The 23,377-nt window shown below is 41.6% G+C and carries 19 protein-coding genes; 15 read left to right on the plus strand and 4 right to left on the minus strand.

Annotated features, from left to right (window positions below; genetic code table 11):
- The first annotated feature begins 107 nt into the window (after positions 1–107).
- Entirely contained in the window at positions 108–482 is a 375-nt protein-coding gene (locus HFD85_RS04485) for a BlaI/MecI/CopY family transcriptional regulator (RefSeq protein WP_167605427.1), read from the plus strand.
- Between the two features lie 3 nt (positions 483–485).
- A complete protein-coding gene (locus HFD85_RS04490) occupies positions 486–4,733 on the plus strand; it encodes a M56 family metallopeptidase (RefSeq protein ID WP_167605429.1) in 4,248 nt (1,415 codons plus the stop codon).
- A gap of 70 nt (positions 4,734–4,803) precedes the next feature.
- On the opposite strand, the gene HFD85_RS04495 is transcribed toward HFD85_RS04490, so the two are convergent.
- The 4 genes from HFD85_RS04495 to HFD85_RS04510 form a co-directional block, all read right to left on the minus strand.
- Positions 4,804–5,289, minus strand: a complete 486-nt coding sequence (locus HFD85_RS04495) for a DUF4252 domain-containing protein (protein ID WP_167605431.1) — start codon at positions 5,287–5,289, stop codon at positions 4,804–4,806.
- 65 nt (positions 5,290–5,354) lie between these two features.
- Positions 5,355–5,840 carry a hypothetical protein gene (locus HFD85_RS04500; protein WP_167605433.1) on the minus strand — a complete coding sequence of 162 codons (486 nt, stop codon included), beginning with the start codon at positions 5,838–5,840 and terminating at the stop codon, positions 5,355–5,357.
- On the minus strand, positions 5,827–6,327 hold the full coding sequence (locus HFD85_RS04505; protein WP_167605435.1) for an RNA polymerase sigma factor: 501 nt from the start codon (positions 6,325–6,327) through the stop codon (positions 5,827–5,829). Before HFD85_RS04505 ends, HFD85_RS04500 begins: the two co-directional genes overlap by 14 nt.
- 114 nt (positions 6,328–6,441) lie before the next feature.
- Positions 6,442–7,155 (minus strand): RDD family protein, encoded by a 714-nt coding sequence (locus HFD85_RS04510; RefSeq protein WP_167605437.1) that lies wholly within the window; start codon positions 7,153–7,155, stop codon positions 6,442–6,444.
- A 151-nt stretch (positions 7,156–7,306) separates the two neighbouring features.
- On the opposite strand from HFD85_RS04510, the gene HFD85_RS04515 reads away from it, so the two are divergent.
- From HFD85_RS04515 to HFD85_RS04575, 13 genes are all read left to right on the plus strand, one after another.
- Complete coding sequence (locus tag HFD85_RS04515; RefSeq protein ID WP_167605438.1) at positions 7,307–8,266, plus strand: stage II sporulation protein M; 960 nt, start codon at positions 7,307–7,309, stop codon at positions 8,264–8,266.
- 3 nt (positions 8,267–8,269) lie between these two features.
- The gene (locus HFD85_RS04520; RefSeq protein ID WP_167605441.1) at positions 8,270–9,124 is read left to right on the plus strand and encodes a hypothetical protein; all 855 of its coding nucleotides are present in this window, start codon (positions 8,270–8,272) and stop codon (positions 9,122–9,124) included.
- The gene (locus HFD85_RS04525; protein ID WP_167605443.1) at positions 9,117–9,821 is read left to right on the plus strand and encodes a DUF4129 domain-containing protein; all 705 of its coding nucleotides are present in this window, start codon (positions 9,117–9,119) and stop codon (positions 9,819–9,821) included. The genes HFD85_RS04520 and HFD85_RS04525 overlap by 8 nt, the downstream gene beginning before the upstream one ends.
- A 2-nt stretch (positions 9,822–9,823) precedes the next feature.
- Positions 9,824–11,014 carry a DUF4350 domain-containing protein gene (locus HFD85_RS04530; protein WP_167605445.1) on the plus strand — a complete coding sequence of 397 codons (1,191 nt, stop codon included), beginning with the start codon at positions 9,824–9,826 and terminating at the stop codon, positions 11,012–11,014.
- A gap of 2 nt (positions 11,015–11,016) precedes the next feature.
- Positions 11,017–12,021, plus strand: coding sequence for an AAA family ATPase (locus tag HFD85_RS04535; RefSeq protein ID WP_206081859.1), 1,005 nt, complete (start codon positions 11,017–11,019; stop codon positions 12,019–12,021).
- Between the two features lie 23 nt (positions 12,022–12,044).
- A complete protein-coding gene (locus HFD85_RS04540) occupies positions 12,045–13,379 on the plus strand; it encodes a DUF58 domain-containing protein (protein ID WP_167605447.1) in 1,335 nt (444 codons plus the stop codon).
- Positions 13,380–13,672: 293 nt separating this feature from the next.
- Positions 13,673–15,484: a translational GTPase TypA gene (typA, locus tag HFD85_RS04545; protein WP_167605449.1), complete on the plus strand. Its 1,812-nt coding sequence runs from the start codon at positions 13,673–13,675 to the stop codon at positions 15,482–15,484.
- Between the two features lie 236 nt (positions 15,485–15,720).
- A complete protein-coding gene (locus tag HFD85_RS04550; protein WP_167605451.1) occupies positions 15,721–16,404 on the plus strand; it encodes a 4Fe-4S binding protein in 684 nt (227 codons plus the stop codon).
- A 2-nt stretch (positions 16,405–16,406) separates the two neighbouring features.
- On the plus strand, positions 16,407–17,582 hold the full coding sequence (locus tag HFD85_RS04555) for a radical SAM/SPASM domain-containing protein (RefSeq protein WP_167605453.1): 1,176 nt from the start codon (positions 16,407–16,409) through the stop codon (positions 17,580–17,582).
- A 3-nt stretch (positions 17,583–17,585) separates the two neighbouring features.
- Positions 17,586–19,148, plus strand: a complete 1,563-nt coding sequence (locus tag HFD85_RS04560) for a polyprenyl synthetase family protein (RefSeq protein WP_167605455.1) — start codon at positions 17,586–17,588, stop codon at positions 19,146–19,148.
- Positions 19,141–19,983 (plus strand): prenyltransferase/squalene oxidase repeat-containing protein, encoded by an 843-nt coding sequence (locus HFD85_RS04565; protein WP_167605457.1) that lies wholly within the window; start codon positions 19,141–19,143, stop codon positions 19,981–19,983. Before HFD85_RS04560 ends, HFD85_RS04565 begins: the two co-directional genes overlap by 8 nt.
- Positions 19,984–20,161: 178 nt before the next feature.
- Entirely contained in the window at positions 20,162–21,961 is a 1,800-nt protein-coding gene (locus tag HFD85_RS04570) for a prenyltransferase/squalene oxidase repeat-containing protein (RefSeq protein WP_167605459.1), read from the plus strand.
- 171 nt (positions 21,962–22,132) lie between these two features.
- Positions 22,133–23,344: an outer membrane protein assembly factor BamB family protein gene (locus HFD85_RS04575; RefSeq protein ID WP_167605461.1), complete on the plus strand. Its 1,212-nt coding sequence runs from the start codon at positions 22,133–22,135 to the stop codon at positions 23,342–23,344.
- Positions 23,345–23,377 lie beyond the last annotated feature (33 nt).

The raw sequence follows: 23,377 nt of genomic DNA on the forward strand, positions 1-23,377 counted from the left end.
ATTTCTTTAGATAAATTCCTTTATTTTGAAATAAAAACTATAATCATAGTATTAAATTTAATAATTTGATATATTTGATTCGAAGTTGAAATTAATACAGTGTAGTTATGCAGGAAATAACCAAAGCTCAGGAAGAAATCTTAAAGGCGCTCTGGACAATAGAAAGAGGTGCCGTGAGTGACATTCTTAATGCACTGCCCGATCCCAAACCGGCATACAACACGGTTGCGACAGTTATTAAAGTGCTGGAGAAAAAGAAATACGTTTCCTATAATAAATACGGAAAAACTTTTGTGTACTATCCGTTAATCAGTCAAAAAGAGTACGGGAAACAAATTTTTACCAGTACGCTAAAAAACCTTTACAACAATTCACTCACCCAAATGGTATCTCATTTTATGAAAAGCAAAAAGGTGAGTCTCGATGAATTGGAAGCCCTGAAAGCTTCGATTGAAGATGAAATCAAAAAACAAAAACCGTAAACGATGGGCACCCCAACTAATTACCTGATCGCAACGTCAGTCTGTCTGGCATTTACCTATCTCATTTATCTTCTTTTTTTCAGAAAGGAAACCAATTTCAGACAGCGCCGCTTCTTTCTTATTTTTGCTGCAGTTTTTTCCTTGCTTCTCCCAACGGGTAGCTACTACATTCTACTGCCTTTAACTAAAAATGCAGAAACACAAACAGAAGTCTTTGCTCCTCCTCCGGTTTGGGAAAGACCAGCTCTACAAACTACTCCAACCGATTTTTATCCTGTTAACCCGGTTTCCGTTCCCGATGCAGAACCGGTAAAAAAGAGAAATTCAATCAATTGGTTGCAGGCTTTACAATACCTGTATTTTGCCGGACTTGCTGTTTTGTTGCTGCGTTTTATTGCACAGCTTGTAACCATTAATGTTTGGTACTACAAGTCGCGAAAAGTAAAACAGCCACTATTTACGCTGTTGTTTCACGAACGGTTTTCCACGACCTTTTCCTTTTTTAGCTGGATTTTTTTGACAGAGAAAAGGATGCCGGAAGCCGATCTGGACAAGATTATTGCACACGAAAGCGTACACGTAAAACAAAGGCACTCATTCGACGCCGTATTTTTTGAGTTGCTCTGCATTTTTATGTGGTTCAACCCGATTGTTTGGATGATGCGCCGCTCCATAAATCTTACACACGAATTTCTGGCCGACGAAGGCGCCATTCAGTCGGGCATTGACAGTTTGCATTACCAGGCCTTGATGGTTAACCAGGTGGCTGAAGGAAACATTGTGAGCATAGCTTCCAATTTTAATAAATCGATGTTAAGCCGGCGTATAAAAATGATTGCCGACAGTCGCTTGTATAAAAAGGCGAAGTACAAGATCCTGGTGTTGGCTCCTGTGGCGCTGGTTTTGTTTTTATTTATTGCCGGCGTTAATGGCCTGAACCAGCGAAAGGTTCTGTACCGGAATCTCAAAAAGGATCCTGTAATCAGTAAAGTATTTTCAAAAGACGAAATAAAAGATTTGGTAGAACTGAGGTTGATGACCGATGAAATGGTGATTAATACAACCGGCGAGTCTGACACAAAGATTGCCTATCAGAAGTTTAATGAATTGCTGTCGTCGAAAAACACAGGGGAAGAAGTTGAGGGGATTATAACCGTGCCTCATGATTCATTGGTAACTGTGGTGAAATCGCATCCTGCCTTGTTGGAAATCTATGATGTATCGAATAGTAATTATATGAGTTTTAGCATTAACCGACAGGGAAAGGTAATGGAATTTCTACAAGAATTATCAAAACAAAATGGCGTATACAAAAACGTTCTTGAACGTATTGAAATTGCCGGGGATATTTCTCCTTCAAATATTTCGTCGTTTATAAAGGAGCCGGAAAAATACAATATGGAAAGCGAGGCAGAACGATTGTATGCATCAATTATTTATGGATTTTTGAGTAATGAAATAATATTGAAGGGAAAGTCACAAAATAGAAAGGTTTTGGAAAATGAACTTTACCAAAATATGTTGAAAGATCTGGTAATCAGTAAAGTATTCTCAAAAGATGAAATAAAAGGTTTAGTTGACTTACGATTGATGAATGATGAGATGGTGGTTAATGTAACCGGCGAATCAGACACGAAGATTGCTTATCAAAAATTTAATGAACTTTTAATTCAAAAAGAAACAACAGACGAACTTGAAAGCATGATCATTTTGTCTCCCGATGTTTTTAAAAATGTAGTGAGATCACATCCTGTTTTTGATGAAATATGGCATGTTTCGGGTGTTGGTTCCTGGGATTTTACTTTTAGAATTTTCGGAAAGTTTATGCAGTTTTTAAAAGCCATGAGCAAACAAAACGATGTATATTATGGCCTTGCTTATACGCTTGAACTTGCCGGGGATGTCTCACCAGGCTTGATTTCTCCATTTTTTCAGAATCCCGAAAAATACAAGATGGAGACTGAAGCAGAAAAACTTTATGCGTCTTTTATTTACGGTATTTTGGCGAATGGTAAGATCGTGAATCAGGATAAAACGAGTAACGATGATGAGCAAGAAGAATGCGGATGTTATAGTGGAATCGGTTCTTCCGAAACAGATAAACCAAGTATGGTGGTTGAATTCAGCAATCGAGTCAGTGTTTCGGTTTGTGGTTTTGAGAAAGAAAAGATATCAGATACGGAGGTTGTTGTATCGGAATTCAATGTTTTTGATTGCAAAACAGGAAAATCGTTGCTTGAATATGGTGCTGTAAACACCTGCAATGTAAAATTTGCAGATGGGAAGTTATATATTACTGAATTGGAGTATTTGCCAGCCGGGGAAAACTGGAAATGGGAATCAATTCCGATGATGCAGGAATACTTATTTGTGAATGGGGATAATTTATCAAAGTCACCACGGAAATTTGTTTACCAGAAGATTAATATCCCGCAAACCAGGGTTGACAGGTTTATGCAAGAAGTAAGGAACCTTAAAGGAAAAGGCTATAATAAGGATTTTGAAACGATTTTGGGTAGATTAGCTTTATTAGCACTAAATGGCAATATGGAAGCGAAAAATATCCTTTCGAATTTTGAAACATACTTCAATAGCAGCCCGGATGGATCGGTTGCAGAATTATTAAACAGATGGACATCATTGATTTCCTATTGGAAGGATTATCAGGATACAAGGATCGACTTTAAGGTAAATAATTCGGAAGTAATAATTCATGACGAGGACAACTATTCAACAAATTTTATGGCCGGTTTATTTAGTTTGCCGCCAGAGTATAAAAAGATAGAACTAAGAGGAAGTACACTCATTTTAAATGATATGGTTTTCGAACCGTTGCCTGATTATCTTGGTTTGGGTAAAACATATAAAATGGAAGCGACTGACGACAACATACATGTAGAGCTTTCATTTACCCAGAATACATACACTAGTATTGATTATGTTGTTCAGGTAAGTCAAAATGGTGAGCCTCAGAAACAATATGCAGGTGTGGCAGAATTGCAAGCTTCTTTTTTCTTTGGAACAGAGATAGTTTTGGATGATCTGAAAAATGAAATTTTCGATGCCGACCAGTTTATTGACAGTCAAGGGCAGTGGATCAATATTAAAATTGGAAAAGACGGACTCTACCAATTAAGATGCCTGGTAGAAAATAATGACTTCAAAAGTCCTGTTTTACGATCGAAAAACATTGAAATGCCCAATCAACCACGGCTAGGTCCAAATCATGTTGGCGATTTGCGTAAAATGAATGTACAAACGCTTTTCGCCCGCCTGCGTTTTAAATCAACGGTAAATTTTATGGCCGATCCGGATGAAGAAAAATTTATTGTTTACGGTGAAGCTTACGGTACTGATGTAAGTGGTACACGACTTGATGTTCGGAACTGGTTATCGTACGACGATCTGAAATTTTTAATGGATAACCTGGAGTCGCAGGAGGTTTGTAAGAATATGATGAGTGTATTTTCTTCTCATATCCCATACGATATGAAAAGTACTATTGGAGGATTTGCTGCACTGTTTCTGAATTTATACCGAAATAATCGTTCGTTTAGTGCTTTGGAGGCTACTCCGGCCACCACCCCCGAAATGGTTAAGGAACTTAAAGAATGGTGGAAAAATTACAAAAACGAAAATACCCGGTATTTTGAGATTGGCGATGTAACAGTAAAAGTTTACCAGTTAAATAACTCCGACTCGAGAATGGGTAATGATTTCCTCTGCCGTGGCAAACTAATAAGTTCCAAAAATAACCTGCCTGTTGATAGTTTAATTTTTAACGATATGGAGGCTGTAGGCGACCGCTATGGATTGAATTTTAATTCGCAACCGGTTAAGGGAATGGTAATTGGTACAAAGTTTGGCGATTACGATGGCCGTTTGATCCTGATCGACGAAACGGGTAAAATTCAAAACTTTCGGGGAGGTTTCTTTTTTATAAGCAAAGATCAGCGTTACATTGTTTCGCCTTGGCATTCAGATATGGCAGGGATTACTATTTACGATTTGAAAGACAGAAAAGTGAAAATGGACGAGGAGACTCGAATTTATCCGGCATTCTGGTATTATTTTGATGGAGAATACTACATCTCAAGATTTCAGTCTCAACCTGAAAGAATAGAAACCGATGAAATTTACCGGCTGGATTTAGAAAAAGGGAAGCTGGAAAAATCGGAAATTACCTTAAGCGAACTCCAAAATGGGGAGAAGGTTCAAATGTTCAATTCAGAACATTGTGAATGTAACTAACCTGCTGAAACATGAGAGGAACCATTCTTTTGTGAAAAATGGTTCCTTATGTTATGAGGTTGATTGATAATTACATATCAAACGCACTTCCGGCAATTTCCATTACCTGCTGAAATTCTCCTATCGATTTCAGATCGAGCGTTCCCGTTATATAAATGATCATATCGGAGCTAACCAGTAAAAACTCATTTTCGTTTTTACCTTCTTTTTTGTAAAAATGAAGCACTTCGTGATTGTCGCGCCTCGTCATTAAACGCGTGTAGCTCTGTAAGTCAGTGTTTTCCAGGAATGTCTTCACGATTATTTCACCGTGATTGCTGGCCGTTCTGCCGGGTTGGATCATCTTAAGTTTGTGCAGCTGTTTTATGTAGTTTACATACTCAGGACTAACGCCTTTTGACTCAGACAACATCGTAAACATGTCTTTGGTTACTTCAAAATACGAGTCACCTGGCGTAATGATCTTGTCCATTGCTTTTTCGATCGATAAACTGCCGTTTTGTGCTGCTCCAAGCAAGCTAAGTGATAATAGGAATAGAATTAATTTTGTTTTCATATTATTAGAATTGTTTGTTTTCAACGGTATAATATGGAACTCGTCCCGATAATTCGGGACTCGTTTCATAACTGATTGAAATTGATGTTTTTAAATGGATTGTTCTTGTTGATATTTACATTTTTTAGTGCCTGCATACTGGCTACAGGTTCTCCCATCTTTTTTTGGGCATCTTCCAGCTGGGTCAGGCATACATTCAGCTCTTTTGAAAAATAGAGCAGTGCCTGTGTTGTGTTTTTTTGAATTTCAGCAATCTCCCGCTTATGGACTTTTCTGGTAGAATAGTTTTGGTAAGCAAAAAACAGGCTTACCGCAACTACAACCGATGCAGCATAAGAAAGTACACGTTTAACGGTAAGTACGCGTTTCTTTTGTTCTTCTTTTAGTTTGGCAAAAGGATCAAACTCCGCTTTTCGAGCTTGTTCACCGCGAATCATTTCATCGTATAAACGATTAAATTCGCCTTCTTCCTGTGTATTTGTTGGAATGTGGTCAGTATTTCCCAAGTCAGGTTCTTCTTCCCAAAACAGATGTGAATTATTGGTACGCATCTTTCAATTCCTCCTTAAATAGTTCGTATAATTTTTTTCTTCCCCTCGAAACATTCACGCGTATGGTTTCAATATTGTGTCCCAGAATTTCGCTGATTTCAGCATAATCGAAACCTTCAATATCTTTAAGGCTAACCGCCAGTCGTTGTTGATCGGGCAGTCGGTACAGTTCCTGTTTTAGCTTTTCAACCAGATCGACCTGATCAATTGCAGGTTCGGTGGTGGCTTCTATTAAAATGTTCTGTTCGTAATTCTGCTGCTGTTTTTGTTTCCGTAGTACATCAAAACAATAATTCTTTAGCGCATTCAAACAATAGCTTTCCAGGTTTTTCGCCCGGTCAAGTGAACTTCTGTTCTTCCATAGTTTTAGCACAACTTCCTGAACAGCATCCTGTGCATCAGCTCCGTTTTTCAGGATACTGAACGCAAACCTGAATAGCTTGTCCTTGTGTTGAAAAATAAGTTGTTCAAATTCGCGATTGGTCATCCGTTTGATATTGCTTTTATGGAATACGTTTGTGCAACCGATTCATAACATCAGCAGGAAAATTAAATGAAATTTTGTTAAAAGTCGAGGACTTTTCCGGCAAACGAAACAGGTTTAGGAATAAATAAGGTAATAGTCGTCAAGCAGTTGTTCCAGAAACTTCACCGGAATCATATCTGATTCAATGTGCAGCTTCTTTTTTAGTGAGTTGCTGGTTTGTTTCAGCATTGTTGCCGCGGTGCCATAATATCCGGCTTCTTTTCCAAAGGCTAACACCTCGCGAATAAGCTCAATGTCTTTGTCTTCGAGCAGGTTCGCCTGGCTGAATACTACCTTTTTCCCTTCTTCCGGTTTCTTTGCATACCGAAGTTCCTGAAGTTTCTGTGAAGCCTCCTTCCTGATTACAAGGGTATTTGCAGCAATATCTCCAACCCGTTGTCCTTTTTTGCTCAGCAAAATTGAAACAACACCAACACTGGCAAAGAGCATCCAGATATCGACCAAACGCAATATCCATCGCAGAAGATAAGAAGTAAAAGGAACATTTTCCCCTTCGCCATGAACCACCTTAATTTTCATGACCATTTTCCCGAATGTTTGCCCGTTAAACAATAATTCGAGCAGCAGGGTGTAGAAATAAGCCGGGATCAGGAATATAGTGATAAACAAATAATCCTGAGAAAAAAGATTCGACAGAAAGATCCCTATCAATGCGTATGCGCCAATAACCATGGCATCAAGTACCGATGCAATCATTCGTTCACCAAGACTGGCTTTAGTTTGGTAGAGTAGTGTGTTTTGCGCTGTTTGTATTTTAATTGCGGTCATAGTTAGTTTTATTGCGGTGTCTTCGGAGAACTAATTTGTATTTTGTTATTTTAGCCTTGAAATTAACATATTCTTTTATTGAGAGCCGTTAATCAGAAAAAAATCTAATAAAAAACCAAACAGCTAACAAAACTGTTTTCCAAATCGAAGCATGAAGGAAGTCGTTTTTGTAAAACGAAATTCGGAAAAGTGGGGCCAGGTCGAAAAACTATTAAATGAGAACCTCCAGGTAAATCCCGACGAACTTTACAACATGTATGTAGGGCTGAACGATGATTTATCGTATGCTGCTACTTTTTATCCGCGCAGCGAAACGCTGGTCTACCTGAATAATCTTACAATTCTGCTTCACCAGAAAATTTATATCAACAAAAAGGTCAGTCGGAACCGTTTTGTCGAATTCTGGAAGACGGATTACCCTCTTTTGTTTTGGGAGAACAGAAAATATTTTTGGTATGCTTTTACCGTTTTTATTGTTAGCGCACTGATTGGTGCGTTTTCAACGGCAGTTGATGTCGATTTTCCGAGGCTTATCCTGGGCGATCATTATGTGAACATGACGCTTGAAAATATCTCGAACGGCGACCCATTGGCGGTTTATAAACAAGCCAACGAAATGAATATGTTTCTGGGTATAACAATTAATAATATCAGGGTTGCTTTTTTTGCCTTCGTGGCCGGAGTGTTCTTCTCGTTCGGCTCCGGATATATTTTACTTCGAAACGGAATAATGCTCGGTTGCTTTCAATATTTCTTTTACGACTATAATTTGCTGAGAGAGTCGGTATTAACAATTTATATACATGGAACTTTAGAGCTTTTCTCAATTATTGTAGCCGGTGCAGCCGGAATGGCAATTGGCAACAGCATCCTTTTTCCGGGGACTTTACCGCGCACTTTGTCGTTTCAGAAAGGAGCAGCTACCGGGCTTAAAATCGTGTCAGGCGTAATTCCACTGTTTCTGGTAGCCGGTTTTTTCGAAGGCTTTGTAACCCGGCACACCGAATTGCCTGATGTGGTCAGAGGCGGAATTATTGTGCTGTCGCTGGCATTTATTATCGCTTACTTCTTTTTATACCCGAAATATTTAAAACAAAAATCAATACCCTAAATTATGGAACAACATTTTGAATTTAGAAAAATCCGCGATTTCGGAACAGTTATGAACGATTCGTTCGATTTTATCCGTCTGGAATTCAAACGGCTTGGGAAAACGATTCTAATCTACATTTTACCGTTTTTTGTTTTTACCGGTATTCTGCTGGCCTATTCGCAAATAAGAATGTACGGATCAATTCTGGATGGTTCTGCCATGGATTCGGTTTCAAGTCTGTACATACGAATGATCCCGAGTTATATCGTTATGCTTTTGAATTATACCGTATTAACCACAGTACTTTATCAATACATTAATCTGCACCGTACAACAAAAGGCAATTTTGAACCTGAAGATCTTTGGCCGGGGCTGCTCACCGTTGGGCTGAAAATGCTGGCCGTTTATTTTGTAACTTTTTTTATTGTTGTGATTGCCAGTATTTTTCTGTTAGTACCGGGTATTTATCTCGGGATAGTATTTAGCTTCTTTCCCGCGGTGATTATTTTCGAAGAATTAAGTTTTGGTACTGCAATGAACCGTTGTTTTGCCGTTATTAAAGAAAACTGGTGGCAAACTTTTGGTATCATTATCGTTGGTGGACTAATTGTATATATCTTCAGCATTATAATGTCGGTTCCGTTAATTATTGCCACTGCTTTAAAAGTTTTCCATGCGGCCTCGAATAAAACTGAACCCCAGATTTTTTCAACCGGTTACATAATTGCATCAACAGTAATTTCCATGTTTCAAAATTTAGGCTATAGTCTGGTTTTGATTTTTGTTGCTATTCAATATTTCAGTTTAGTGGAAAAAAAGGAACGACCTACATTGCAAGCAAAAATTGATAGGTTGGTCGAGGAAACAAATGAGTAGATTGTTACCCAAAATAGTTGTTTTTATAGTGCTGTTCCTTTGCCTCGGAGCAAGAGGTGGTTTTGCATTTGCCGCTGACAGTGAAACCGGCGAAAGACAATTTAGCGAGACTAAGCTCGAAGAATTCCGGGCAGATAAAGATTTTCAGTATGATAGTGTTACGTACCGCCAAATTACAATTTGGGATAAAGTGCGTTATTATTTTTATCAATTGCTGAAATTCATGTTTGGTGAAGAAGGAGCTGCTCCCGTAATTCGCTATGTGTTTTTAGTGGCGGTTATACTGTTTGTTGTATTGCAGCTCACCGGCGCAAAAGTGCAATGGTTTTTAGGAAAAGGGAAACAGGCCGCGAAAGGGATTGTGAGTATTCCGGATGAAGATATTTCCAATATTGATTTACAGGAATTAGCCGATAAAGCGTTGTCGGAAGGCAACCTGAGACTTTGTATTCGTTACCATTATTTGCATTTGCTGAAAGTGCTCGATGAAAAGGCACATATAAGTTGGCACAAAGACAAAACCAATCGCGATTATCTGGCCGAAATAAAGGAACCTGAAATACGCAAGCAGTTTCGGCAGCAAACTTTGGTATTCGATTACGTTTGGTACGGTAATTTTAAGCTCAGCGATGAGCAGTTTGCGTGGGTGAATTCAGGTTTTCAGCAGTTAGTAAACAAACTTCAATCGCAAGAGTAGAAATGAAGGGATACTTCAAATATATTATTCTGATAGTTGCCCTTTTTGCGGTTCTGGTTTACTTGGAAGTAATTTCGCCGAAAGACGTGGATTGGCGGCAAACTTTTTCAGCCCGCGATAAAATACCTTTTGGGACCTGGGTGTTGCACGATGAGCTTAAATCGCTTTACCCCGCTACCGAAGTGAAAGATCTTACAAGCAGTTTTTATGAATACCAGAATCTAAGCGAAAACGTAAATAACAGCATCGTAATTATTACAAAAAACTTTGGGCCTGATTCACTGGATATGGACTTTTTGTTTCGGAAAGCCAAAGCAGGAGCCGATGTATTCATTTCAGCCAATTATTTCGATGATGTGCTGACCGATTCTCTCCGTATTCAAATAAAACAAAAAATGGGTGTGCTCCCCGATTCTGTTACCAACCTTCGGGTATGGAACGGGCAGGGGTGGGGCGATCATTTTCGTTTGAATAAGAGCGTTCAACCTACCTGGTTCGTTCTATCAGACAGTAGCCGGGTAATACCTTTGGGACTAGGAAACGACAGCATAAATTTTGTGAAGATTCCCTATGGCGATGGAAACTTTCTGTTACACTCGGCACCACTTGTTTTTACCAATTATCATTTGCTTTACAGCGATCACCAGTACCAGGAACAGTTGTTGAGTTGGTTTTCGGTACCTACCGGTACCTTGGAGTGGGATGAATATTACAAACCATTTCGGGTAGAAAATCGGTCGCCAATAAAAATGATATTAACAAACCGAAGTCTGCGTGCAGCATACTGGACTTCTTTAATCGGGCTCTTAGTTTATGTATTCACGAATATGTTGCGGCGGCAGCGAATAATTCCGGTTCTAAAAGCAAAAAACAACATGTCGCTCGATTTTGTGAGGACAATTGGCTTGCTGTATTACAACCGGAAAGACCATAAAGATTTGCTTATAAAGATTTTTACGGGATTCTCGGAAACTATCACTACGAGGTATTTCCTGCGTTTTGAATACAGCGAAGATTTTTATAAAAAACTGGCATTAAAATCAGGGGTAAGCGAAAAAATTACCCGGATGATTTTTTCCCGATACCGAATACTATCAGATAAAAAGCAGGTTTATGAAGATGAGCTTTTGCAGTTTAACGATTTGGTTGAACAGTTTTACCGCGAGAGTAAACAGACTTCTTCTACGAGATAAAAATGGAACAACAAAAAGGAATAGATATGGATGAAAATAATTTGTTTGAAACACGTATTGATTTTACGGCACTTAGCGAAGCCGTTGAAAAGATCAGGGCTGAATTGGCCAAAGTGATTGTCGGGCAGGGTCAAATGATCGACCTGTTGCTGATAGCTTTGTTAACCGGCGGGCATACCTTAATTGAAGGAGTTCCCGGGGTGGCAAAAACTTTGGTGGCAAAGTTGCTCGCCAAATCAATTGAAGCCGATTTTTCGAGGATTCAGTTTACGCCCGATCTTATGCCGTCGGATGTTATTGGCACCACGGTTTACAATATGGGAAAGGGTGAATTTCAATTTAAACAAGGGCCTGTTTTTTCAAACCTGGTGTTGATCGACGAAATCAACCGTGCACCCGCAAAAACACAATCTGCGCTGTTCGAAGTAATGGAAGAAAGACAGATCTCGGTTGATGGGATTACTTACCAAATGCCCTTGCCATTTTTGGTTTTCGCCACACAAAATCCGATTGAACACGAAGGAACTTATCGTTTGCCCGAGGCTCAGCTCGATCGTTTCCTGTTTAAAGTAATTGTCAACTATCCATCAGTTGGGGAAGACGAACAAATTCTTGATATTCACGATAAAGCCAAAGGGCAGTTGCAAACTGAGGCTATTTCTCCGGTATTGTCGGCCGGTCAGTTGGTCGAATTTCAAAAGCAGATTTTTGAGGTGACCATTGAGGACAGTCTTAAAAATTACATTGCCCGAATTGTTTCGGCCACCCGAAATCATAAAGATATTTATCTGGGGGCATCACCTCGCGCCGGTATTCACATTATGAATGCCGCTAAGGCTGTTGCTGCAATCAGTGGTCGCGATTTTGTTACGCCCAGCGACATTAAAGAGATTACCGGCGCCGTTTTGTGCCACCGCATTGTTCTGTCGCCCGACAAAGAAATGGAAGGAATCCGGCCTGAGGAAATGATAAAGCTACTGGTACAATCAATCGAAGTTCCGCGCTAGCTAAAGGCGAAAGCAATAAGATTATGAGCAAAATAAGGAACCACATTTATTTGTCAAAACGTTTTTTTATCAGCTTGCTGCTGGTAGTTGCCCTGTTTATTCTGGGCTATTCTTTTGCGTGGTTCTATTTTGCAGGCAGATTAACTCTGTTGGTTTTTATCGTACTCACAGTAAGCGACTTTTCCTGGCTGTTTTTCAATCGCGAAAGACTGACAATTCAGCGAAAACTTCCGGCGCGCCTTTCGCTTGGCGACGATAACCCGATACTTGTTTCAATCCGTAGTGATTTTCCGATGAAGATCAGTTATGAGGTGATAGAAGAATTGCCTCCCCAGTTTCAGAAACGTGATTTTTTGGTAAAAGGACAATTGTTACCGGGCGAAAGTTATCAACTCGATTACCTGTTGAAACCCTTGACGCGCGGGGAGTATAATTTTGGATACACCAACGTATATGTTTCAAGTGTTTTGGGTTTCATTCAGCATCGCATAAAAGGAAGTGAGCCGGAAACGGTTGCGGTTTATCCGTCGTTCATAAGCATGCGAAAACTCGAGCTAATGGCTATTTCCAACCGTTTGGAAGATGTAGGTGTTAAACGTATCCGAAAAGTGGGGCTGCATTCTGAGTTCGACCAGATTCGCGAATATGTTCCGGGTGACGATTCGCGCACATTAAACTGGAAAGCAACGGCACGGCGTGCAACGCTAATGGTAAATCAATACCAGGATGAACGTTCGCAACAGGTGGTTTCGCTAATCGATATGGGGCGTGTAATGGAAATGCCGTTTAACGGAATGGCTTTGCTTGATTATGCCATAAATGCCAGTTTAATTATTTCGAATACCGCCATGTTTAAACACGACAGGGCAGGGCTGATCACCTTTTCCGATCAGATTCATTCGCTCGTTGCCCCCGATCGTAAAGGCGGGCATCTGCAGCGTATTTTGGAGGTGCTTTACAAACAGCAAGCCGATTTTAATGAGTCGTCTTATGAAAAATTGTATGCTACTGTTTCTTCCAAAATCAGGCAACGATCCTTACTCATTTTATACACAAATTTCGAAGGAATGCCTTCGATGAGAAGGCAGCTTCCGTATTTAAAAAAGCTCGCCGGCAAACACTTGCTTCTTGTTGTATTCTTCGAAAATACTGAAGTTCAGCAATTGGCTGACGCGCGTTCCAGAAGTCTTGAGGAGGTGTATGTGCACAATATTGCACGTAAATTTATTCACGATAAAAAGCTAATGGTAAGGGAGATGAAACGGGCAGGGATAATGGCTTTGTTAACACCTCCTGAAAGCCTGTCGGTAAACCTGATTAACAAATACCTGGAGATTAAGGCCCGGGAATTGATTTAAACACCCGGTCCGGAACGGAGCAAAGTCATATTAAATTTCTACCAAACTCACCCTAATTTCTTCATTAATGTGTAAGGCACTGCAAATCTTTCGTACATTTGCGCGCCGATTTCAGGGAAGGTCATAGTTGTGTAATCGATTGATTGTGAAACGAACATGTAATCCGCCCATAGTGGAACACACAAATTATCCATTAAAAGCGAGTTACATCATACCCTTGGGAATTTACAATTATTTGAAATGAAAACAATTCAGGCTTTCGGCTGTTGGCTAAATGGATTGGAAAAAAGAAAATGACAGAAATTAGAAATATTGCCATTATTGCGCACGTCGACCATGGTAAGACCACATTGGTTGACCGCATTCTGCACCAGGTAAAATTATTCCGCGACAACCAGGAAGTGCAGGAGCTTTTGCTCGATAACAACGAACTGGAACGCGAACGCGGAATTACCATTCTTTCAAAGAACGTATCGGTACGTTACAAAGACACTAAAATCAACATCATCGATACTCCCGGTCACAGCGACTTCGGAGGCGAAGTTGAACGTGTTTTGAACATGGCCGACGGCGTGTTGCTCATCGTTGATGCTTTTGAAGGCCCGATGCCGCAAACACGTTTTGTGTTGCAAAAAGCCATCGAACTGGGATTGAAACCCATTGTGGTGGTAAACAAAGTGGATAAAGAGAACTGTACCCCTGATATTGCTCAGGAAAAGGTTTTCGACCTGATGTTCAGCCTTGATGCTACCGAAGAACAGCTGGACTTTCCAACTGTTTATGGTTCGGCAAAAGCTGGCTGGATGGGCCCCGACTGGAAAACACCCACCGAAGACGTAATTTACTTACTTGATACAATAGTAGAACATATTCCGGCAGCTACGCACAAGGAAGGAACCCTTCAAATGCGTATTACTTCGCTGGATTATTCTTCGTACACCGGACGTATTGCCGTGGGCAAAGTATCGCGTGGTCAGTTGGTTCCGGGAACACCGGTTTCGCTGGTAAAACGCGACGGAAAAATTGTAAAGGCAGTGGCAAAAGAATGTTACCTGTTTGAAGGACTGGGAAAAGAAAAAACAAAAGATCCGGTGCCATCGGGTGAGATTTGTGCAGTTCTTGGCCTGGAAGGTTTTGATATTGGCGACACGGTTGCCGACGCTGAAGAACCGGAAGGACTCAAGCCGGTGCAGGTTGATGAACCAACAATGAGCATGACTTTTGTGGCCAATAACTCTCCGTTTTTCGGAAAAGATGGAAAATTCGTTACTTCCCGTCAGTTGCGCGACCGTTTATTCAAAGAAACCGAGAAGAACCTGGCGCTGCGTGTGGAAGAAACCAATTCGGCCGATGCTTTCCTTGTATACGGACGCGGTATTCTGCACCTTTCAATCCTGATTGAAACCATGCGTCGCGAGGGATTCGAACTTCAGGTTGGTCAGCCAAAGGTATTGATCAAAGAAATTGATGGTGTAAAACACGAACCCATCGAGGCCCTGACTGTACATGTTCCTGAAATTTTTTCGGGAAAAGTAATCGAACTCGTAACTCAGCGAAAAGGCGACATTGCCAACATTGAAGTAAAAGACGATCGGGCACACCTCGACTTCCTGATACCTGCACGTGGATTGATTGGTTTAAGAAACCAAATGCTTACGGCCACTGAAGGAGAAGCCATCATGGCTCACCGGTTTTATGGTTACGAACCCTGGAAAGGTGAACTGGGAGTTCGCAGAAACGGAGCTTTAATTTCATTGGAGACCGGTACTGCCATTGCCTATTCGATTGATAAAATGCAGGATCGCGGTCGTTTCTTTGTAAATCCGGGAGAAGATGTATACATGGGGCAGGTGATTGGCGAAAACACGCGTATGGATGATTTAACGCTGAATATTGTTAAATCGAAGAAACTGACCAACATGCGTGCTTCGGGTTCCGATGAAAAAACAAGCATTGCTCCGGCCATTAAATTTTCGTTGGAAGAAGCGATGGAGTACATCCGTAACGATGAGTACATCGAAATTACGCCAAATTTTATGCGTATTCGTAAAATTTATTTGAACGAACACGACCGGAAGCGCATGGCAAAAACAATTTCAGAATAAGACTGAATACTATAAATTCTTAAAAGCTTCATCGAAAGATGAGGCTTTTTTTGTTCTCGCAAGTTCAGTATTCATAGTCCTTTTCATCGGTTTTAATCCATTATTTAAACTCGTTATTTTTAGTTTGGGCAGAATTTCATTTAATTCGCCTTGCTATGAAGAAGAATTGTGTTATCTATTGTAATTGCGGAGCGAATATTATTTCGAAGGAAAAACAAGCTCAAATTTCCTCAGTCATGGGGGAATTGAAAACTGATGTAATAGAATTACACGATTTATGTGCCTACTCGGTACACGAAAAAGAAGTACTGAGTGAAATCAGTTCCAGGTACGAAAAGAAATGGGTGGTGGCCTGTTATCCGCGGGCTATTGATAATATGTTCCGCCAGAACAACATTACTTTTGACAACTACGAGGTGCTGAATTTTCGTTTGATTTCGGCCGGCCAGATCAAAACCGAACTGGACGGAAAGCTGGAACCAAAGTCAGAAGATACGGTTTACGAGGTGAAAAAGACCAGCCTCGACGTTCCGGCATGGTATCCAATAATCGATGAAGAGCGCTGCATTTATTGTGGCAAATGTGCACGTTTTTGTGTGTTCGGAGTTTACAAATTCAGCAAGAAAAGTCTGGAGGTGGTTGAGCCACTAAACTGTAAAAATAACTGCCCGGCCTGTGGTCGTACCTGTCCGACTTCGGCCATAATTTTTCCACGTTTACCCGAAAATTCAGCCCTGTCGGGTGCCGAACCCGGAAGCGGTGAACAGGTAGTTGCCTCAGCACCAAAAGACGGTTTGTTTGTGATGTTGAACGAACGCAACAAGACCCGCAGAAGCATTTTTAAAAACGATATGATGCAATTGGCCGAAGACGAAAAACGCAAGGCCATTGAAGAACTGAAAAAAAGAGCCAAAGAGTAAGCATGATCAAACAGGTACTTTTCCATACCGATAAAAAATGCCTTTATAAGTTCTCCTACAACATGGGCGTTAAAGGAGCGATTGGCCTGAGTCGTTTTAAGAAACGATTGAAAAAGGGCGATTTTTATCCTGCCTTTCATTTTATATCGGTTACCGACGATTGCAACCTGAATTGCCAGGGCTGCTGGGTAACCGGCAAAAAGAAAAATGCACGTATGTCGCCGGCAATGCTCGACAAGATCATTACCGAATCCAAAGCCAAAGGCTCTTACTTTTTTGGTATTCTGGGTGGCGAACCACTGATGTACAAACCTTTATTTGAGGTTTTCAGAAAGCATTCCGACTGCTATTTTCAGCTATTTACGAATGGAACTTTGCTTACGGAATCGGTTGCCGAAGAATTGCGAAAGCTGGCCAATGTTACACCGCTTATTAGTTTTGAAGGTGATGAAGAAGTGGCCGATGTGCGCCGCGGAGGTTTAAATGTATACGAGAAGGCACAGGCTGCCATCGATCATTCCACGAAAGCCGGATTGATTACCGGTGTGGCAATGAGTGTTTGTAAATCGAACCTCGAACTGGCCTTTTCCGAAGAGTTCATTAACTCGCTGATAAAAAGGGGAGTGCTTTATTTGTGGTACTACATTTACCGCCCAGTTGGGAAAGATGCAACGGTTGAACTGGCTTTGTCGAAGGCTGAAATCCAGCAGCTTCGTAATTTTCTGGTTGAAGCACGTACTAAATATAAAATCGCGATCATCGACGCGTACTGGGATCAAAACGGCGACGGACTTTGTCCGGCAGCTTCAGGTTTGAGCCATCATATAAACGCTTCCGGCGATATCGAACCTTGTCCTGTGATTCAGTTTGCAGCAAATAATGTGGCCGACGGACCGCTCGAAGAAATCTATCGTAATTCGGAATTTCTGGCAGAATTTAAATCCGAAATTCCTACGCTAACAAAAGGCTGTGTGGTAATGGATAATCCGCAGTGGCTGGTAAATAAGGTTCAGAAACACGTTGCCAGAGATTCTTCGGGACGTGGCAACGAGCTGGAACGATTAGAGGAAATGGAGCAGGTTCCCAGTCATGGAGGTGTTGAACCGGTGCGCGAGAGAAAGTGGATTTACCGTTTTGCCAAGAAACACGCTTTCTTTGGTTTGGGCGCTTATGGATAACGAATGAACAAGAAGAAACGCATATTGAAAGTTCCAAAGGAGTCGTTCCTGCGTAACAAATTGCGCAAAGAAACGCATCAGCTCATCAGCGAGATCGGGCTGCGACCTCCTGCACCGTTTACGGTAATGGAACAACTTGCGATTGACTTGTTGCAACGACTTGAAATTTCAGAGGAATACATCGATTTTACCATCGTGCTGATTGGCAATGAAACCTGGAGAAAAACTGTAGAAGCCACACCGTTTCACCGCCGCTTGTTGTTGTTGCCACAGTGCCTGAAGGACAATAACTCGTGCCAGGGTGTTTTCGATGAGCTGGGTTTGAATTGTGCCGGCTGTAAAAGCTGTCCTATCGATGATATTTTAATCGAAGCCGAAAATTTGGGCTACTCAACACTGGTTGCCGAAGGCACAACTGTTGCCATTGGTTTGGTGGAAGAAGGCGCGATCGATGCGGTTATTGGTGTAAGTTGTATGCCGGTGCTACAGCGTTCGTTCGAGGCCGTTACAAAAGCAGCTGTCCCGGTCATCGGTTTGCCACTGATGTATGATGGTTGCGTAAATACCAAAATCGACCTGAAATGGTTATACGATGAGATTTGTACTGAAATAGAAGATAAAGGATCGAATCCGATTTCTATCAGCGGACTGAATTTACAACTTAACGAGTTTTTTGGTAACGGTACACTCGATAAATTCTTCGGCAAAAAAAGTGAAACAGAAAGGCTGGCAAAAGAGTTTCTCCAGGTTGGGGGACAACGAATGCGGCCTTTGATAACAGCTTTAAGTTATAAAGCTTATTCGCAGCAGGAGAACGACGATGTGCTTTATCCACTTTCACTGATTATCGAGTGTTTTCATAAAGCCTCGCTGATTCATGATGATATAGAAGACGAAACAGCTATTCGCTACGATACTGATACCGTTCATAAAAAGCATGGCATTCCGCATGCCATTAATGCCGGCGATTTCCTGATTGGGAAAGGTTACGAATTGCTGGCACAGCTTCCGGTTGAAGGGGCTGTAATTGCAAAAGCGTTACAAAAAGTTGCGCAGTCGCACACACAACTTACCCGCGGTCAGGGAGCAGATATTCAGTTTAATTCAGGAAAATACGTTCCGGGGCTTGAAGAGACTCTGGAGATATTTCAGCATAAAACCGGCGAAGCCATAAAAGTGGCGCTGGTTATGGGTGCCATTGTTGGCGGTGCATCCAACGATGAAATAACTATTCTGGAAAACTTTGCCGACTATTTTGGCATTGCTTACCAGGTTCGCGACGATCTGAATGAGTTTGAAGAGCAAAGAAGCGATGAGAAAATTGCCGATTTTCCACTTTTGGTAGCTTTACTGCGGGAGCATTCTTCCGAACCTCGGCTGACCGATGTAGTCACTTTCAAACGACAAATTAAAGAACTGAAACTGGATGAAAAGGCTCACTCAATTTTGAACAGTTATGTGGCGAAGTGTTATGCAGAACTCGACAAACTTGAAAATGACAGATTGCGTTTGAGTTTATACGGCGTTTTGGGAAAGATCTTTAAACCGCTCGTGGCAAATGAATAAATCGAATACTGTTCCGGTTTATCAGTTATTGGTCGAATATCTGAAAAAGGGATTCAGTGTACTCGATGCCAATATTCAGCAGGAAATAATCACTTTCGTTCGTAGTCAGCAAAATCAAAACGGTGGGTTTAGCGATCGTGCCGGAAATCCCGATTTATACTATTCATTGTTCGGACTTTGGCTCTGCCTGGCTACCGGACAGGATGAATCACTTTCTAAACTCAAAAAATATTGTTCAGGCATCGAGCTGCAAGGTCAGGGGCCGGTGGAGCAAATGGCGCTAGTTTTGACAAAAGCCGCACTAGAGCCCAAAACCAAAAAGCGATCGGTACTTTCTTTGCTTCGAATGTTGAATCAGCAGGGAAAAAATATCAGTCTATCGTACCGCTTTTTTTTGTTTGCCTTGCTGGTTGATGCCGCCGGAAAAAACAAGACAGTGTACTATTTGCTGGCCAGGATCTACCTCTTATTTTATCACCCAAAACCTGACTTCCCGTGTAGTTTGGTGGCTGCATTTACTTATGCCCGAAAAATGCTGGGATTGAAGGTTCATAAGTTCCAGGAACTCGTGATGAATTATTACGTAGAAGGCGGAGGATTTAAAGCATTCGATACAACTTCTAATAGCGATATGTTATCAACCGCAGTTGCACTTTTTGTATTGAAAGAAATTGATGCCGACCTTCGCTTGATACGTCCGGCAACGCTTGAATTTGTGCAAAATAATTATTTTGAAGGCGCATTTTTGTCGGGCGATGGCGATGAGACCAAAGATTTGGAATATACTTTTTACGGCTTGCTGGCTCTGGGTAGCCTGGTAAATAATGAAAAATGAACGAATGCTGAATGCTTATAATTTTTTGTCAAGAACCACAAAGTCGCTCTAAGTCCGGCTCAAGGTCTCACGAAGTTAATAGTAAAAACTTTGCGGTTCTTCGTGAAAGACTCCGTGCTACTTTGTGGTAAAAGTTAAGAATCGACAGGACTTTGGGAACATAAAAAGTATGCAGTGAATGAAAAATATGACTGATCTTGAAATACGGTTTAAGGAGCTAAGCGAAATACTTCTCTCAGAAATGAATGAAGACGGTTTCTGGTCGGGGCAATTATCGTCGAGTGCCCTGGGAGTTGCTGTGGCTGTTGCAGCACTTCATTTTTACGATTCCGAAGAGAATGCTGCGCAAATTAAGGCCGGATTAAGCTGGTTAACAAGCAACTTAAATACCGACGGAAGTTATGGCGACACTCCGGAAAGTCCGGGGAATATTTCAACTACTTTACTGGTTTATGCAGCTTTGAATCTCTATTCAAATGAAGATGAAAATATTGCTGCTGTTCAGAAACAATCGGAGGACTGGTTGCTTGCGCAAAACATTAATCTGCGAACCGGCGATGTAGCAACAGCAATTCTTGCTCATTATAAAACCGATTATACTTTTTCTGTTCCGATACTTACCATGTGTGCCTTGTGTGGAATTCCCGAGAAAGATGGTTTTCAACGTATTCCGCAATTGCCTTTCGAGCTGGCATTGATGCCACAGAAATTCTACCGTATGTTGAATTTAAGCGTGGTGAGTTACGCGATTCCGGCGCTAATCGCAGTGGGAATTGTAATCCTGAAAAAGAAAAGATCAGGCAAAATTGGCAAATGGATAAGAGGCGGAGCCGAAAAGAAAGCTTTGAAAATTTTACAGAAATCGATGCCCGAGAGCGGAGGTTTCCTTGAAGCCATTCCACTAACTGCTTTTGTCGCTTTAAGCCTGATCCACGCCGGTTATCGTGATTTGGATGTGGTGGAAAAAGGAATTGCTTTTCTGAAACGTACTCAACGCGAAGACGGTGGCTGGCCAATCGATATCGATCTTTCAACCTGGGTCACCACGTTAAGCATCAAAGCGCTGGGAAACAGAAAGGATGAAGTGCTGGCAGAACAACAGCAAAATAAACTGACAAAACATTTAAAATCGGTTCAGAATAAAATCGTTCATCCTTTTAACGGCACTTCGCCGGGTGGTTGGGGCTGGACCAACTATTCAGGCTCGGTGCCGGATTGCGATGATACACCGGGGGCGATCCTTGCCCTGCTTCGATTGAATGCTCCTGAGAATGTGAAACATGAAGTGATTGCTGGTGTTGAATGGCTTTTTGAACTGCAGAATTCGGATGGAGGTTTTCCGACCTTTACAAAAGGTTGGGGGAAATTGCCTTTCGACCAGAGTTGTGCCGACTTAACCGGGCATTGTTTACTGGCCCTGGCTACCGCCAGGTCGGTATATAAAAGCGAAATGCCGGCTGATTTTGTTTTAAGGCTGAACAATGCACTTCGCAATGCTTTTGAATACCTGCGAAAACATCAGCAGAAAAACGGAGCCTGGCTGCCACTTTGGTTCGGAAATCAGTGGGAAAGGGCCCACCAGAATCCGGTTTACGGAACTGCCCGTGTATTGGCGTATTTAAAGGAAGCGCTTTTGGCCGAGGAGGATGATCTGGCATTTCAGGAAGAACTGGCAACATTAATACCTTCAGCCGAAAGATTCCTGGTTGAGGTTCAGAATGAAGACGGTAGTTGGGGAGGAGCCAAAAGCATTAACGGCACTATTGAGGAAACAGCACTGAGCGTTACTGCACTTGCCGACAGTAAGCATAAGAATGCCTGCGAGGAAGGCCTGAAATGGCTGGACGAAACCTTCAGACAAAACGGATTGAAGTCAGCTCCAGTCGGCTTATATTTTGCTTCATTGTGGTACGACGAAAAATTATACCCGCTGACTGCTTATCTCGAGGCGATCACAAAAAGCTTACAAACCAAATAGTCTTATTCTTTCTGTACTACTACTCACTGATTTCCTAAATTCTTTTTCGCCGATTCCTCATTATTTTGATGTCAGAAAGTCATAATTTAGATAGATACTAAATTATCGTAAACCATTGGTCAAATGAGAGATTGATTCTATTTTTAGGGGCTTATCACAATAACCTAAGTCATGAGAAAGAAGACAATTTTATCCTTATTTTTTATACTGATTTTTACCTCGGCATCACTGGCTCAAAAACCAACCGTTTGGCGGGGAGGAAACAATGGTGTTTATGCCGAAACTGGCTTATTACAAGCCTGGCCTGAAAACGGCCCCGAAATTCTGTGGTCGTATGAAGAACTGGGAGAAGGTCATTCCTCTCCTGTTTTTGCCAACGACAAAATTTATCTTACCGGAATGGTGGATGGCGAAGGTTTCATTTTTGTGCTGTCACAGGATGGAAAGCTCTTGTGGAAAAAGTCGTATGGCAAGGAATTTACAGATAGTTATCCGGGTGCACGTTCATCGGTTGTAGTGGATGGCGACCTCATGTATGTATACAGCGGCTATGGTGTTTTAAGCTGCATGGACTCCGGTAACGGGGATGTGAAATGGACAAAAAATGCATTTGAAGATTTTGACGGTGCAAATATTACCTGGGGAGTTACTGAGACAGTAGTAATCGATGGTGATATACTTTATTTTACTCCCGGTGGAAAGAAGAACAACGTAGTGGCTCTGAACCGTTTTAATGGAGACCTTATCTGGACTTCAGCAGGAAAAGGCGAGCTTTCTGCATACTGCACTCCTCTGTTGGTTGAACTTCCGGCGAGAAAACTTTTGGTTACACACACTGCCGATCATATCCTCGGACTTGATGCAAAAACAGGGCAGTTGCTTTGGGATTTTCCGCATACCAACCGCTGGAAGGTACATGCCAATACTCCGATATTCTACAACGGTGGTTTGTTTTGTTTTAGCGGATACGGTCAGGGTGGCGTAAAACTCAATTTAAGTGTGGACGGAAGCAGCATAACAAAAGCCTGGACAAAAACCGAACTCGACAGCCGAATGGGAGGAATGGTGGTTGTTGACGGTTACCTCTACGGATCGGGCGACAATGCCCGCGAGTGGCGTTGCGTAAACTGGGAAACCGGTGAAGAAACCTACGCTGCCAAAGACATTGCCAAAGGCGTCACCATTTATGCCGATGGAATGTTGTATTGCTACAGCGAGCGCGGTGAACTGGCACTGGTGAAAGCCGATCCGAAAGCTTTCGAAATTGTTAGCAAAACTAAGGTTGAGCTGGGAAGTGCTCAACACTGGGCGCATCCTGTCATCAATAACGGACGCCTGTTCGTTCACCACGGCAATGCTTTGATTGCCTATAAAATTAAATAACAGTCAAACTGCTCAACTTCGCTTTGAAGCTGG

It is taken from the genome of Maribellus sediminis, from assembly GCF_011799805.1.
Taxonomy (GTDB): Bacteria; Bacteroidota; Bacteroidia; order Bacteroidales; family Prolixibacteraceae; genus Draconibacterium; species Draconibacterium sediminis_A.